This is a genomic window from Phormidesmis priestleyi BC1401 (assembly GCF_001650195.1).
GTDB lineage: Bacteria > Cyanobacteriota > Cyanobacteriia > Leptolyngbyales > Leptolyngbyaceae > Phormidesmis_A > Phormidesmis_A priestleyi_B.
The window spans coordinates 16,348-31,114 of the sequence record NZ_LXYR01000053.1 but is presented as its reverse complement, the minus strand read 5'-3'; the positions used below and the strand labels follow the sequence as shown (position 1 = coordinate 31,114).

The 14,767-nt window shown below is 48.7% G+C and carries 12 protein-coding genes; 5 read left to right on the top strand and 7 right to left on the bottom strand.

Annotation, left to right across the window (positions count from 1 at the left end):
- The first annotated feature begins 138 nt into the window (after nt 1-138).
- Nucleotides 139-441 (top strand): NAD-dependent epimerase/dehydratase family protein, encoded by a 303-nt coding sequence (locus A8707_RS28505; protein WP_156518793.1) that lies wholly within the window; start codon nt 139-141, stop codon nt 439-441.
- On the opposite strand, the gene A8707_RS20795 is transcribed toward A8707_RS28505, so the two are convergent.
- Nucleotides 381-590 (bottom strand): helix-turn-helix domain-containing protein, encoded by a 210-nt coding sequence (locus A8707_RS20795; protein ID WP_068819127.1) that lies wholly within the window; start codon nt 588-590, stop codon nt 381-383. The genes A8707_RS28505 and A8707_RS20795 overlap by 61 nt on opposite strands.
- 48 nt (nt 591-638) lie before the next feature.
- On the opposite strand from A8707_RS20795, the gene A8707_RS20790 reads away from it, so the two are divergent.
- Entirely contained in the window at nt 639-956 is a 318-nt protein-coding gene (locus tag A8707_RS20790) for a hypothetical protein (protein WP_231948235.1), read from the top strand.
- Between the two features lie 137 nt (nt 957-1,093).
- On the opposite strand, the gene A8707_RS28500 is transcribed toward A8707_RS20790, so the two are convergent.
- Nucleotides 1,094-1,501 carry a hypothetical protein gene (locus A8707_RS28500; protein ID WP_156518791.1) on the bottom strand — a complete coding sequence of 136 codons (408 nt, stop codon included), beginning with the start codon at nt 1,499-1,501 and terminating at the stop codon, nt 1,094-1,096.
- A gap of 97 nt (nt 1,502-1,598) precedes the next feature.
- On the opposite strand from A8707_RS28500, the gene A8707_RS20780 reads away from it, so the two are divergent.
- The 3 genes from A8707_RS20780 (at nt 1,599) to glgB (ending at nt 5,545) form a co-directional block, all read left to right on the top strand.
- Nucleotides 1,599-2,567, top strand: coding sequence for a M48 family metallopeptidase (locus A8707_RS20780; protein WP_068819124.1), 969 nt, complete (start codon nt 1,599-1,601; stop codon nt 2,565-2,567).
- 130 nt (nt 2,568-2,697) lie between these two features.
- Complete coding sequence (locus tag A8707_RS20775) at nt 2,698-2,997, top strand: 30S ribosomal protein PSRP-3 (protein WP_068819123.1); 300 nt, start codon at nt 2,698-2,700, stop codon at nt 2,995-2,997.
- A gap of 250 nt (nt 2,998-3,247) precedes the next feature.
- Entirely contained in the window at nt 3,248-5,545 is a 2,298-nt protein-coding gene (gene glgB, locus A8707_RS20770) for a 1,4-alpha-glucan branching enzyme (protein WP_068819122.1), read from the top strand.
- Here glgB and A8707_RS30340 read toward each other — a convergent pair.
- From A8707_RS30340 to hpsA, 5 genes are all read right to left on the bottom strand, one after another.
- Nucleotides 5,542-6,087 (bottom strand): type II secretion system protein, encoded by a 546-nt coding sequence (locus A8707_RS30340; protein ID WP_068819121.1) that lies wholly within the window; start codon nt 6,085-6,087, stop codon nt 5,542-5,544. The genes glgB and A8707_RS30340 overlap by 4 nt on opposite strands.
- Before the next feature lie 87 nt (nt 6,088-6,174).
- Nucleotides 6,175-6,738, bottom strand: a complete 564-nt coding sequence (locus A8707_RS20760; protein WP_068819120.1) for a prepilin-type N-terminal cleavage/methylation domain-containing protein — start codon at nt 6,736-6,738, stop codon at nt 6,175-6,177.
- 35 nt (nt 6,739-6,773) lie between these two features.
- Nucleotides 6,774-7,841 carry a PilW family protein gene (locus A8707_RS20755; protein ID WP_068819119.1) on the bottom strand — a complete coding sequence of 356 codons (1,068 nt, stop codon included), beginning with the start codon at nt 7,839-7,841 and terminating at the stop codon, nt 6,774-6,776.
- A 182-nt stretch (nt 7,842-8,023) separates the two neighbouring features.
- Nucleotides 8,024-8,818: a type II secretion system protein gene (locus tag A8707_RS20750; RefSeq protein ID WP_156518789.1), complete on the bottom strand. Its 795-nt coding sequence runs from the start codon at nt 8,816-8,818 to the stop codon at nt 8,024-8,026.
- A gap of 1 nt (nt 8,819) precedes the next feature.
- A complete protein-coding gene (gene hpsA / locus A8707_RS20745) occupies nt 8,820-14,024 on the bottom strand; it encodes a hormogonium polysaccharide biosynthesis protein HpsA (RefSeq protein ID WP_068819117.1) in 5,205 nt (1,734 codons plus the stop codon).
- Nucleotides 14,025-14,767: the final 743 nt, after the last annotated feature.

Sequence of the window (14,767 nt, the reverse complement as noted above, 5' to 3'; positions counted from 1 at the left end):
GGTCTTGACCTCAACGCGTTGGGATCAATTCTGGAACAAACTGAATCAATACGGCTTTTCCGTTGCCCTCTAATAGTATCAAATAGAGGTCGCACCCCTTCAATATACTGACGAATGGACGTTTCGCCTTGAACATCGATGAAAGTTGCAGTTACAGGGTCAAGTGGATTTGTTGGAACTCGGTTAGTGGAAAGATTGACGGCGGATAACCATCAGGCTATTGCTTTTGCTTGCAATGTCAGCAGTGCAGAACGAGTTTTACCCAAAGTTGCAGAATCTGGAAATTGTGGCTTACAGTCCGAAAGAGGTGGAGGAATGGCAGGCGAAGAAATTTTGGGATGCGATAGCGTTGTGAATTGGGCAGGAGAGCCGATCGTCCCCTATTCCACCACTTCAACCAACTCATCGATCGTCACCTCAAAAGCCTTCGCAATCTTATAAACCGCACTCAAATCAACAGTATTTAACTCGCCACGCTGCACATAACTTCTGATGGTGTTGTAGTTAACTTTAGAGTGATCTGCAACATCCTTGAGCGACCAGCCTCTCTTATCAGCAAGCTCTCGAATCCGCAGTCTGACGTAGCCCATCTTTTTGCTTGACTTTGATGCGAATGCACCAAATAATAGATTTGTACATTGAAAAGCGATCGCTCTTTTCGCCTGGAAAACTTGAGAGCGATCGCTACTTCTTATCCCATTACGGGAGGTAAATATATGATATCAGGATCGCAGCCGTCAGCAACGGTTGGTGACAGTTTTGTGCGGAGTTACCGCGATCGTTTGTCTCCTTGGTGCATTATTCAGCTTTTGCCCAAGATGCAGGGCCGTGTAGTGGCTCGGTTTCGGCGGCGGAATGATGCGACGGAACATTTGCGGGTGTTGAAGCGGCTGAACCCGATCGGGAACTATGAGATTGTGTTTGACCCGACAGTAGAAGAATCGGCAATTGAGTAAGCGATGTAGCGGATGAGGGTGAGCGATCGTCCTCTTTCTTTCACAAAAAAATCCTCTAACATTGCTGGTAGAGGACTGTCATTCCGGGTAAACAAGATATCTTAAACTTACAGGTCTTCTAAATTTGAAAAAGTGCACTAACGAACAGAAGGCTGATAATCTTCTAATCTTGATGAGTAACCTTCCTTCGGAACCGAAGTCAACATTAGCTCAGGATGCTCGACTTCAGGGTAATGATTTAGGACTTCATCTATTGCTGAGTTAGTCTGTTTGAAGCGACGAACTCTTTGAACCAAGCCGAGTATGAAAAACCCTGCGATCGCTGCGAATCCTGCCCCTGCAATTCTCATTTCGGAATCTGAAGAAGGTGATTGTTCAGGACGGATTGAGGTTTCAAAGGGTGAGTTAGAAGATTTGTCTGGACTGACGGCAGTTGGATTTGATTTGCTGAATGGGCAAGCGTCTGCGGGAACTGAACCGAGCAAGACACCGCTTAAAATAGTGGCTGAGAGGGCAATCGTCAAAGACACACGGAATCGATTCATGGTTTTGTACACAGTGACAACGCTCTTGATTATCAGTTGAAACTTAAACTAGACACAAGATCGATAGACTACAAAACCTTAATTTTATTTGTACCCTATGCCAACGTATCCCGGAATTTCTAGCGAAGCCTTTAGACATCCGCTCGATCGTCAAGCTGAACAAGCTCTCCGCAGCATCCCAGGGTTTGATGTGGTGGCGCGAAAGTTTGTGGAGTTTATTTATGAGCGTCCTCGGTTTGTCTATTTGATGGGAAACAGCATTCAGGTCGGACCGCGGCAGTATGCGAGTGTTTATCAAATTTTTCGAGAGTGCTTGCGAAGTTTAGACATTCAATCAGAGCCGACGATGTTTGTTTCTCAGGCTCCTCTAGTCAATGCTTATGCGCTGGGACAAGAGCGCCCGTGTGTGGTGTTAAATACGGGGCTTTTGGATCTGTTGAGCGAAGAGGAACTACGATCAGTGATTGCCCACGAACTTGGACACTTAAAATGTGGTCATACGACTCTGACGCAGATGGCAATGTGGGTCAGCACGGTGATCTCTGGATTAGCAGATATGACGTTTGGATTAAGCAGTCTGATTAGCACAGGATTGCTCTTAGGATTTTATGAATGGGCACGAAAAGCGGAATTGTCTGCCGATCGTGCCGCTCTTTTAGTGATGGATGACCTCAATCCTGTATTGCACAGCATGATGCGATTGGCGGGAGGCAGCAGCAAATATGCTCATGAGGTGAGTTTAGAAGAGTTTGCGCGACAGAGCGATCGCTATCAAGAACTCGACCAAGACGGACTCAATCAAGTTTATAAGTTCTTGCTTTATAACAATGTCTCTGAGGGAGTTTTTCTGACTCATCCGTTCACGGTCGAGCGGGTTCGCTATCTTCAGGAGTGGTCAAATTCTCAGGAGTATCGCCAAATTCGTCAGGGCAACTATCCGCGATCGGGGGCAGAAGGCGCGGTCAACGTTCCGGGAGAGACCGCTAGGGCAACGGATGTGGATGAACTGCGGCGACAGATTGAAGACTTGCAGCAAGAAATCGATCGCATCAAGCGTTCTGAATAACCGAGTCAGACCTTAGGGTGGGTTATTAACGGGGCTTTAGACCCAATTTCGCGGTAATTTTCCTATTCATAAGAACAGTACGATAGAATAGCTGATTGTAATCAAGCTTGAGATTGCGCTGGAGGTTGGATTGTCGAAGTTTATCTTAAAAGTTCTCTGGTTAGATGAGAACGTCGCATTAGCAGTAGATCAAGTGGTTGGCAAAGGCACGAGTCCTCTAACCTCTTACTTTTTCTGGCCTCGGAATGATGCCTGGGAACAACTCAAAACTGAGTTAGAGAAGAAACACTGGATCTCTGAAGTCGATCGTGTTGAGTTGCTCAACAAAGCAACTGAGGTGATTAACTACTGGCAAGAAGAGGGCAAACGTCGCCCAATGGCAGAAGCGCAGTCGAAGTTTCCAGAAGTGACGTTTACGGGTAGCGCGTGAGTCTCAACTCACCGTCAAGCTCTCGTCTCGGATTGATCGTCTGAATTAAATCAGGTTAGACAGCCCCGATCGTGAATCCCACAGGTTGGGGCTTGTTTTATGTCCAATTTAGGAAATGGACTCTCAGATTCAGGCAAAATATAAGTAATTTGAGACTTTATAATGATTTAATAACTTTATTACAGTTGGTTAAGTCTCGTTTTTCTCTGAAGTCTTTTAACGATCGCCATTTATCTAGGTAGGTAGCTTCATGTCTATGACCATTGCCCCCGATCAAGTAGAACGGATTGTTTGGAATCAACATCAAGACCCTTTTGAGGTGTTGGGTCCACATCCAATAGAACGGGATGGCAAAACGGTCTGGGTTGTACGGGCTTATCAACCAACTGCCGATGCTGCTTGGGTGGTTTTGCCCGAACAACGGACAGAATATCCGATGCAGTCAATTTATCATCCCCACTTTTTTGAATGCACGATCGAGACCTCTGAACTTAGCAACTATCAGTTACGCATCAAAGAAGGGGATCACGATCGCATCATCTATGACCCCTATGCGTTTCGCTCTCCTTTTTTGACTGATTTTGATGTTCATCTATTCTCCGAAGGCAACCATCACCGCATTTACGAGAAACTAGGCGCACACGCGGTTCAAGTCGATGATGTGAAAGGAGTCTATTTTGCAGTGTGGGCACCCAATGCTCGCAGCGTTTCTGTGATTGGTGACTTTAACTATTGGGACGGGCGCAAGGATCAAATGCGGAGAGGGTCAACCGGAGTCTGGGAACTCTTCATTCCAGAGTTAGGAGTTGGCACTCACTACAAATATGAAGTTAAAAATCAGGACGGGCATATCTACGAAAAGTCCGATCCCTATGGCTTTCAGCAAGAGGCTCGACCCAAAACAGCCTCGATCGTCACCGATTTAGATTCCTACACCTGGCAAGACCAAGACTGGATGGAGCGTCGTCGCAACACTGAGCCTTTAGCACACCCCATTTCAGTCTATGAGGTGCATCTCGGCTCTTGGCTCCATGGGTCTTCTGCCGAACCTGCTCAACTTCCTAATGGAGACACCGAACCCGTTGTCACAGTCTCAGAACTCAAGCCTGGAGCGCGGTTTCTCACCTATCGAGAACTGGCAGAAAAGCTGATTCCCTATGTCAAGGATCTGGGCTTCACTCACATTGAATTGATGCCGATCGCCGAGCATCCGTTTGATGGCTCTTGGGGCTATCAGGTCGTTGGGCACTATGCCTGCACGTCTCGTTACGGCACTCCGCAAGACTTTATGTATTTTGTGGATCAGTGTCACGCAAACGACATTGGCGTAATTGTTGATTGGGTGCCAGGGCACTTTCCGAAAGACGGTCATGGTCTTGCCTTCTTTGATGGAACGCACCTTTATGAGCACTCTGACTCTCGCCGAGGTGAACACAAAGAGTGGGGCACGCTTGTTTTTAACTACGCCCGTCACGAAGTTCGCAATTATTTGGTTTCTAACGCACTGTTCTGGTTTGACAAATACCACATTGATGGAATTCGAGTCGATGCGGTTGCCTCAATGCTCTATCTCGACTACTGCCGCGAACCCGGTGAGTGGGTGACGAATCAATATGGTGGACGAGAAAACATCGAAGCCGCAGACTTTTTGCGTCAGATGAACCATGTGATTTTCAGCTATTTTCCGGGTGTGCTGTCGATCGCTGAAGAATCTACGTCTTGGCCGATGGTTTCGTGGCCCACTTATGTCGGTGGCTTAGGTTTTAACCTCAAGTGGAACATGGGCTGGATGCACGACATGCTCGATTATTTCAGTATGGACCCGTGGTTCCGTCAATTTCATCAAAACAACGTTACCTTCAGCATGTGGTACAACCACAGCGAAAACTTCATGCTGGCGCTCTCCCACGATGAAGTGGTGCACGGCAAGAGCAACATCATCGGCAAAATACCGGGCGATGAGTGGCAAAAGTTTGCGAATATGCGATGCCTTTATGCCTTTATGTTTACTCACCCCGGCAAAAAGACGCTGTTTATGAGTATGGAGTTTGGGCAGTGGAGTGAGTGGAACGTTTGGGGCGACCTGGATTGGCAGCTTTTGCAGTTTGAGCCGCACCGGAAGCTAAAGCGCTTTATGGAAGCACTCAACACTACTTATCGCAGCGAACCTGCCCTCTATACTCAAGACTTTGCAGAGCCTGGGTTTGAATGGATCGACTGTAGCGATAACCGTCACAGTGTGGTCGCATTCATCCGTCGAGATAAAGACTCTGATGAGTTTGTCGTCACCGTCTGCAATTTCACGCCTCAGCCTCACAGTCACTATCGAGTTGGTGTCCCAGAAGCCGGATTTTACACAGAACTCTTAAACAGTGATGCTCGTGAATATGGTGGCAGCAATATGGGCAACCTGGGAGGGAAGTGGACGGAGGAGTGGAGCTATCACAGTCGTCCCTACTCGATCGACCTTTGTTTGCCTCCTCTATCGACGCTGGTGCTGAAGCTCGATCGGGTAAAAACTCAAGCCGCACTCAAAGCACAGTCCTAGTCACAAGGGTTGCCTGCCTGCCCCGGACGGTTTTCTCCGGCTCGCATGGCTCCAAGCAAGGTTGAGACGATGACGCATCGTTTGACTTGACTGTTTGGGACGGACAGCGTGACTCTCCCTAAATTTCCTTTAATTTCGCCGTGATGGTCGAATCGAACTTTATAGATGCCGTTTGATTGCAGCGGGAGGGTTGTTTCTGGGTTGATCTGAATATTTTCACCCAAACTATTCCAGGGCAAACTGGCAGGATCGGTGAGTGTGGCTGGATGCATTGCCCATTCAGCTTTTCCATTTGGCGGTTGCGGTCTAAAGCTAACCTGATAGTCGAGGTGTTTTAGTTTTGCGGTTGTCTGCGCTTGACGCAGCACCTCAAACACCTGGCTTTGGGCAGTGCTTAAGCGCTGATTGTTGAGAAACGACACCCACGAAGGGGCTGCGATCGCGGCAAGAGTTCCCATTAAAACGATCACTACCAAAAGTTCTATTAAAGTAAAGCCTTTGGTTGATTGAGGTCGAGAAGGTTTTCTACGGTACGAACTCATGAAAAAACTCTACATGCTGTGAATGTCGAGCTTAGAGTTCCCCGAAACCTTCTTTTGTATCAATTAATTAGTAGATGCGATCGTTCCTTACAAGTTACAGTCACCATCTTCCGCTGGAAGCATTGCCCCCAACAGCGTTGTCACTCTGACGCAACGCTTAGGGCTAACAGTCGTCGCAGCTTGAATTGTGATGGTGTAGGGCGCGGCACCCACGTTTGGGCTGACGTTGCCATAAGTGTCAAAGATAATCGTGCCGCTACTGGTTTCAGTGCCTTTATCTGGTCTCCCGGAGATCTTAATTGCCCTTGACTTGATGTCACCATTCCCTAAAACTTGCCACCTTCCATCTGAAGGGTCGATGGTTGGAGTTGAAAGGTCATTTACTACAGGGACAACGATGACTCTCGCCCTCTGATCTGCTGTGTTATCAAAAGCGATCGCTCGACTGACTTTGGTGCGTTTTGCTTCGGCTTGAGCCGATCGCAGCAGTTCAAATGTTTGGTCTCGCGCGGTTGTGATGCGCTGTCTGTTGAGAAAGCCTACCCAACTTGGGGCGGCGATCGCAAATAGAATGCCGACGATAATAATGATGACTAGAACTTCAATTAAAGTGAAGCCAGCGATCGAGCGGTTTGAACGGTTCCTCTTCATGTTCTTTCTCTCAGTTGAGGCACGACAGCAGATGACTAGATTGCCTTGTCTAAAGCGCCGCGAGTCATCACACGGGTTTGCATTGAAATGGGAACGTTACTCGTAGAGAGTTGAAGCCCAGGTCTTCCAGCCGCGTTTCCTTGCAGAAAGATAGAAACCTCCTGGTTTAGGTTGCCTTTGCTTTCTCCACCTTTAACACAAACATAGAAGCCTCTATTGTTATCAGCCGAGGGTGTCTTAGCCGAGGTTGGTGTGAGGACATATCCAGAAGTGATGGCAGTTGCGACTGGAGCCGGACAAACGGCATCGTTAGCTGCACTCGTAGATAAGCCTTTTTGATCTACAAAATCGACGAGCACTTGAGTGTTGGAGGGATCAGACGTTGGGGTTTGAATCAGTCGTTTGTCTGTTCCCGTGGTGTCGTGGGGCCAAGTCATAAAAGAGACATCGCCGCTTGCTGGAAAGAGCCAGCCAGGGGTCGTTTCAGCGGCAGTCTTTGCACTATAACTGTATTGGGGCATTTGATAGCGCTTAATTCTGGCTTTACCGCTCCAAGGAGAACCAGCGTCCCAGTTTAAAGAATAAACAACCAGCGTATACATTCGACGAGAGACACAGGGAATAATGCCAATCGCAGCGATCGATGCAGCATTTGGCGTAGTGTATACGGCGGCGTTATCTGTACAAATCTTGTCAACTTTTGGAGGTAGAGGATCAACACGCCAGAATGCCAGAACTGGAAGATTATTTGCTCCTGCTGAGATAGCCGCAGGAAGATAACCAGTTGTGAGTAAGCCAGAACACGTACCATCTGCTGGTGCGCTGCTAGTAAGGCATTTACCATCATAGACATAGACGGCTTCACGCACATCACGCCCGATGTAGTCGAGCGCCATTTGCATTTCGCGTTGGGTGTCGCTTCGGGCTGATTCTCGTTGGCTAGTTTGCAATAGCTGCACCACCAAAAAGAGCAAAATGCTGGTGATGATGCTTGCGATCACCATTGCGACCAAGAGTTCTATTAGCGTAAAGCCTGCTGATTTACGACCTTTGGAGAACAGACGTAGGCGCTGACTTCCTTGTTTAAACCATTTTCTAGCCATTGTTTTTCAACCTGATTCAAGCCTTCTAAGTAGGTAGACGGAATTGACTGTAAGACGCGCTTCGGCTCCGCTCAACGCTCAAAGCTAGGAGTCCCAGCGGGTTGAGCGAAACCCACCCCCACAGGTTGACTTTAATTTAGCCTGTCTACTCATCGATAGACAAACAAGTGATGTAAGAACCTCTAGCACCCTCCTGCACCAGAACTAGGACACAATTTTCTGTAAATGTCTAAGTTCTTACTGGCGTTGCTGCGGACGATCGTGGAGTATTGAACCGCCAGAGGACGGGTCAATTGGTTTCCCAGACCATTGGTGCCTTTTAAGCTGGCTTGCTCTGTCAGCAATTTACCTACGTTACGTTCAGCCACGATCGAGTAAACTCTAACTCCCATCACAAACCCGGCAGGAGCAGTAGTACCGGCTGGGACGATCCCATTCTCGTCAAATCCTGTGCTGCGAAAGGTTTGAATTAGGAAGTTAGCTTTGCAGTCGTTAGAGTTCTCAGGATTTGGGTCAGTGTTGACCTGAAGATATTTCGTAGGGCTATCGGGTGCTTTGCCATCATCTCTGTTAGTACACAGTGGATTCACACTGATGACGTTGCCATCTTTGGGAATGATAGGAGCCGGAACACTATTGGCAGCACGAATGTTGTTTGTACCAGCATTAGGAGGGAGTAAATCGATCGTGGCTTGCCCTTGGTCAACAAGTGTGCGGACTCGATCGATTTCGCCTTGAGCGAGTTGCAGGGCTTGCTCGGCTCGGCGGTTTTGCACGCGGGTGCCTGTTGCCCAGAAAATGGGAGGCGTGATGCTAACCAGAGTGACCGAGACGATGACGATCGCGACTAGCCCTTCGATCAGGGTTAGACCCCGATCGGGGTGGCGGCTAGAGGCTGCCATTTTTTGGGTTAAACCCAGAGCATATCTGAGGGTTATAGCGGGAGCAAGCCGTTTTTTTGTGGGTGTGACTGACATCTCAAGCTCCTGGTTGACTAGGGCAGTTGACGTTGCTGTTGGTGGTCTTGACAACTCGACAGAGCATGTTGATGTAGGGGTCGTTGACAGGGGGTTCGCTGTAGAACTCGTTGCGATTCTTGCTGGAGATGACAAAACGAGTGGCGGCAGGACCTGCTGGACTCAGTTGCAGCCCTACGTCATAACCCCATAGACGTTTTGGAGGCGAGTAGTATTGGAGGTTTTGGCTACCGCTATCTACATCTTGACCAACCTCCCACGCTTCAGATTCAAAAGGTCCCGTTCCATGGTTACTAAAATTAAGCTGCAAGAAGGAACCCGCAAAGTTTAGCGGTCTGTCGCCCCAGTCTTCAAGGAAGCGCGGGAAGTTATGTAGACCACCATAGGATTGCCATTCACGAGATGGAACGATTCCACTCACCACGATCGAGTTAACTCTGGTTTGGATGGCTGGTGTCAGTTTTCTGGTTTTATCCCCATCCCCGATTGCCTGGTAAGTGCCCTTAGTGTTGTAAAGAACAGGACGCGGTAAGGGGGGTTGTGTGGCATTGGCACCTCCAGCTTGGGAGGCTTGAATCAAAGGCTGACCCGCGCGAGAAATCTTGATGGGTGAAGTGAAGTCAGCCAAGTAATTGCTGTTCCGTTGAGGCAAGGTTGCGTTAGAGGAGTTTTCGCGCACCCAATCCCCGTTGGTGGGTAAGGCATTTCGAGGGATATTTCGATTGTGAAAGGAGGTATATCCTTTCCCACCGTTCTTTGCACACCCAGGACCAAATAGCCCTAATTTAGAAACATCATTGTATTGATCACGAGGATTACTGCTCGGATCGAAGTTATCAGAAGTAACAAGTTTGAAGTCAGCGACATTTTTGTTCAAGTCAGGGATAACGAATGTATCGGCAATGCTGCCATCGCAGAAGTCATTCGAGAGGATGCCAATGCTGTCTGCCAAAATCTCAGAAGGTCGCCATCGATCTTTTGATGGAACCGAGAAGTTGTCGTAGTTGGTCGTTGTGCGGTCTTTATAAAATTGTTTAGCAGTGTAGTCAGTGTCACCGGGTAACTTTTCGAAAAACTCCTCTAACCGATTATCTTCTGTGCTTGGCTCATCTTCTCTACCACTTTGGTGGAGGTTAAAGTCTCCTTGAATGAAGACAGGTTGATCAGTAAAGAAGGACAACCCGCGAATGTTTTTAGCATCTTCTAGGAGCGAGCCTTTGCGCTTGATCTCGGAGCCGTTGCGTAAACGGAAGCCATGAATTCGGCGCTCTGGGTCGGTTATGAAGTCTACTGCTTTTTTAGAAATCCCGGTAGCGCTATCGAGCGGAGGATCTGTGGGATTTGCGGGGTTCCTCAAGTCTGTGTCTGTCCCGGTTGGTCGAACGATCGCATCTTCACGAACCGCATCTTCGCGGAAGGCGTAAACGATGCCGCTTTCGGGCAACCAGACATCAGAGCCGATGCCGTTGCTGCGAAGCATTCCTAAGTCGATGTCTAGCGATCGCATCAGCATGACCTGGCGACCGTCAAAGATGGCACGATCGAGGAATGGAACGGCAACCTTAGCGCCGTCGGTTGACACGATGATGTTTGGCGTAACGTTGGGTCCACCGCTAGCTACTACGGTTGTAGTGTTTGGCGCTGGATGAGGCAGTTTCCAACTAGCTAACGGTGTCGGAGTGAGAGCGATCGATGACCCCAGCGCATAGTCAGCTACCGGAAAAGGACTAGTGACTAGATAAGGATAACGACTGGGAGAAGGCGTGTTGCCACTGGCGGCGGCAAGAGTGGGCGTAAGCGGCAAGGTAGTTGGCAGCAAAACGGGAGGAGTTATAGCGATCGCCGAAGTGCCAACTACCTTAAACGTCACACTTCCATTGACCTTAGCGTTAGCAACATAAGTGTCTTTGACGTAGGGTTCTTGGTCAGTTACGGCTCTGTTGTCATTCTTGGCTAGACTATTTGCTGTTGCTAGCGATATAGGTAAGGATGCTCCACTCACAAGGTCAGGAGCAGTTTTCGCCAGACTTAAAGTAGTCTCACCAGGTTGTCTGTGGTCGTAAATTACACCTCCTGAAAGATCTAATGCGCCAGCTAAAGGGTGATCTTTCTCTGGAAAGATGTAATAGAGGGCAGGAAACTTAGGAAGTACCCAGGCTCTTTTGTTTTGAGTTAGATCGTCGGGATCGTAGTTAGTTGTGTCTAACCCTCCACAGAGGCGCGAGAGAGCCAGTCGGTATTCACCTTCTTTAGCCAACGCTCCTGCTGTCTGACCTAGGCTGGCGCTCAAACCAGTAAACCTAAAGTCGTCTGGGTCACACGCAGATGGAAGCCTGTACTTCGCTCTAGGAGACGTTCCATCGGCAATGACTTTTGTACCTGCGGCTTGACCGACATAGGTGCCAAAGGCAGGAGAAGATCGGAAACCAAACGCCCGATCGCGTCGAATCTGATACTTGAGCATGATTAGCTCTGCCATTCGCACCTGTGGATCAGTTAGGGTGCTGGCTAAAGCTTCTTGATAGGTGGCAGAGGCACCGAGGTATTGGTCTTTCAGCCGCTTTTGCTTTAGGGCACCAATCCAAGCCTCTGGAGGAACATCGGTGTAGTCTGTATCCTTATTTCGATCCCCAATGGCTCCTGTCCGGGTACTGTTGGGATCATAGTCTCTGCCACCGATTTGCCCCTTTGGTAAAACCTCTCCATTGCTTTCATCACCATCCATTAACAGCTGAATGTTCTTAGCTAGCTCTATTAAAACGGGATGGTTGCTACCAAGGTCATAATCATTGTTGACATTGGTGGGGTTAAACTTTTGAATGGTGTCGATGTTGTATGCCAAGACCCCAAGTGTGCAGGAAGCCGTTTGTAAATAGGTTTTATCTGAAATGCTGAGGTCTGTGTAGGCAGTGCCCGCCGTCAGTTTGCCTAATACTCGCCTCAGATTAGAATAGTTTCCCCACATGCTCAGAGCTGGATAAGGGTGAACTTTGTCAGTGACAGTTGGCGCGAGTGGAAAGACCCCATCCGGGTCTCCAGCAAAGTTAGCGAGGTTTTGCAGCGCAGTCCGCAATGGGCTGGTTGCACTATTCATTGCAGTTTCAAACGCAGCCGCACTGCCACTAGGAGCCGAAAACTCCCAGCCATTGGTGCCTTGACCCGTGAAAAAGTTAGATTGTAAAGGCACCCCGCTAGTCAGATTTCCCAAATAATCGATCGTGCCTGTCTGCCCATCAGCAAACCTAGTCGGCTTAAAATTGATTGACTGAGAAAGGGTTGAGAGGGTGCCAGGGTGAACTGTGCTGGTAAGACAAGCTACGGGATAATCTTTGTTGATGGCAGAGTGATAAACAGCAGTCGCTTGCACCGCAGATAAATTATCTCTGAGAGTGCGACGCTGCAAGTCAAGGTGCTTCAACGCTGTGCCACTAGCAGTCGGATAGGGCGCGATCGTTGGAGGATAAAGCGGATCGCCTTCGCGTTCATCCGATGATTCGTTAATTGAACCTGTAGCGTTTGGCGGAATATATAAATCACCATTCGTATCTCTGGGTGTCACCCACGTGTTGAGATTCCCCAGTTCTAGCCGCTCTCCAACGAGAATTCGCAAGCCGTTGCCTCTGGCTCGACGCTCCCAATAGCCATCTAGACCCACTCCACTTCCCGTAGACGAAGGGTCGTCCTTCAAAATCAGGTCTGCACGGCTTGAAGGGATGTCCTTACCCATGTCACCCGTTGGGACACCTACAGCGTCCGTACCCGTTCCATATTTAGGTTTAGGACCCCAGCGATCGTCTGCACGATAGAGATCATCAACGTAAGGCTTATCCTGCCCCTTAGAAATAATGCGCTCGCCAAGCCCTGGATTCTTGATGTTTGCCCAATTGTTTGTGCTGCTTACCGTTGTTGCGGTGTCGCGATATGCGTTTTTGTCTCTAACTAAGACCTCAACTGGGTCAAGCGAGACCTCGATAGGCTTAAGAGTTGTAGAGTCGCTACCCGTGTTTAGCTCCTTTGATTGGATCGGATTATTTCCATAGAGGTAGATGTCAGATGCACCAGCATTACTGCTTCCCATCATGCCTGCAATCACACTGCCCTTAAAGCCTGGAGTGTCGGTCACTGTGATTCCAGAGTTGTCAGCAGGGCTAAACAAACACGACGCAGGGGCGCTAATCAAGTGAGCGGTAAATTTCTTCTCACCAAAAGAGTTTCCAATCATTAGGCTGCCCTCAGTGTGCATCGCCCCGTTCCAGTTAAAGATAGGTCCTGGAAAGATTTCTAGATCGTTACGGAACCAAGCACCCCACTTGTTGCCTCGATTAAGCTGACGGTCTTGATGAAACTCCAACGTTACCGCCGTTGAGTTCGCCACATCAGGGATGACCGTCGCATCTACCTGGAAGTTTTTACGAAGAATCGAAGTATTGCCTGGATCTTCAAACCATCCACCCTCAGCCCCTCCAGAACCAGAGCCGCATTTAACGGCGTTTGACTCTTTAATCAAAGGACCGTGTCGAACCCAAAGATTTTTCGCCTTATCTACATCCTTGGAAGTCAGTAGGAGTTCTTGAGGGTTTGCGTTTGGTTTTGCTGGGTCTACGGGACTGCTGAAAATAACAGAGTAAACGACAGTCGCATCTGATGTACCATCGCCGTTTGTATCGGTGCGAAAAGACCAGGCATTATCAGATTTTTTGTCACCGTTTAAGTCAACTCGCGTTTCGTCAGGCAGCGTATAAGGATCAGTCAGAACGCCAGCAGCATCTGGAACTAGCACCTGCGCAAAGGTGTTGCCCCCTGTGGGAGGTTTGTTCAGCAGCATTGCCAGCAGCCGATCTTCACCCGGCACCCCCCCTGGGTAGCGGTTGTCTTTCGTCGCGTCAAACAAAAACTCTAGCTTAGAGCGGGCGCGATCGATCGCTGGGGTTGCCGCGTTATAGATGATGCGCTGCTGGTTTTGCCCGATGACCTGCGCGTTGCGATTATAGGCACGATAGGTGAGCGCCCCCACCGTGAGCGCGACCACCAAGACCAGCAAAACGGTCGTCGGCAAGACAAAGCCACTGGCTAGCCTGTTGCCTCGATTGTTCTTCAAAGCACTTCTGAGCAGCCAGTTGACTAACCCCTTAGTGACCGTGTGATGAAGCTTTCTGAGGGCACGGAAGAGACCCTGAATTGCCTTTGCGAGTTTGCGGTTTGACATAGCTTTGGCAGAAAAAGTGCGAGTTCAGAAATCCAGTCTTTCAATCAGTCGAGGGCGATCGTGGAGAAATCGTCTCCACAGTCTTTGGGGCGCAGTGACATTGATTTAACCATCGTCAGGCAGTGACCCGCCGTCTAGTCAATCAACGATCCGGAAAGTTCATCAAAACTCTATAGTGAGCTGGCTTATCTTTTTACTATCTTAATAATTCAGCGCGATCGTCAACCGAGAACCTACGGGGTTTCGCTTGTCCATGAGTCTAGAGAACCGAGGACAAGTTCTACGAGTTTTGATGATTACGTACGAGAGATTACGGGCAGGTGAATTTGAATGGGTTGAATCTCGTCAATTAACGGATTCTACTTTGCAAGTATCATACAAGCACTGAATTTGTTTTTAAAGCTTCTGTGAGGCTAGATGGAATGATACTACCCACGACTCTTGAAAAAGCCATCATCTCACTTAAAAATATTTTTGCGAACATTAATGTGTTCAGGACATGAGCCAGAGAACGTAGCGATCCTGCGGACGAGAGCGGTCAACCTACTGCGACTGAGCAGCCTTGACTCGATTACGAGAGAAATTCGGGCAGTGGCGCATCACCTCCATCGTCTATTTTCCTTTTTCCAACAAATTAGCCTTGGGCTAAAGCGGGGAAGCTCTACGCGTTCACCTAGTAAAAACGATGTAGAAATTCTAGCATCCTGTAAATCCACTAAAATTTAGGGGTAACGACTTGTCAT

Excerpts from the sequence above, each read along its gene's own strand:
- A8707_RS28505 (WP_156518793.1), top strand. The coding sequence starts at position 139 with ATGAAAGTTGCAGTTACAGGGTCAAGTGGATTTGTTGGAACTCGGTTA.
- A8707_RS20795 (WP_068819127.1), bottom strand. The coding sequence starts at position 590 with ATGGGCTACGTCAGACTGCGGATTCGAGAGCTTGCTGATAAGAGAGGC.
- A8707_RS28500 (WP_156518791.1), bottom strand. The coding sequence starts at position 1,501 with ATGAATCGATTCCGTGTGTCTTTGACGATTGCCCTCTCAGCCACTATT.
- A8707_RS20780 (WP_068819124.1), top strand. The coding sequence starts at position 1,599 with ATGCCAACGTATCCCGGAATTTCTAGCGAAGCCTTTAGACATCCGCTC.
- glgB (WP_068819122.1), top strand. The coding sequence starts at position 3,248 with ATGTCTATGACCATTGCCCCCGATCAAGTAGAACGGATTGTTTGGAAT.
- A8707_RS30340 (WP_068819121.1), bottom strand. The coding sequence starts at position 6,087 with ATGAGTTCGTACCGTAGAAAACCTTCTCGACCTCAATCAACCAAAGGC.
- A8707_RS20760 (WP_068819120.1), bottom strand. The coding sequence starts at position 6,738 with ATGAAGAGGAACCGTTCAAACCGCTCGATCGCTGGCTTCACTTTAATT.
- A8707_RS20755 (WP_068819119.1), bottom strand. The coding sequence starts at position 7,841 with ATGGCTAGAAAATGGTTTAAACAAGGAAGTCAGCGCCTACGTCTGTTC.
- A8707_RS20750 (WP_156518789.1), bottom strand. The coding sequence starts at position 8,818 with ATGTCAGTCACACCCACAAAAAAACGGCTTGCTCCCGCTATAACCCTC.
- hpsA (WP_068819117.1), bottom strand. The coding sequence starts at position 14,024 with ATGTCAAACCGCAAACTCGCAAAGGCAATTCAGGGTCTCTTCCGTGCC.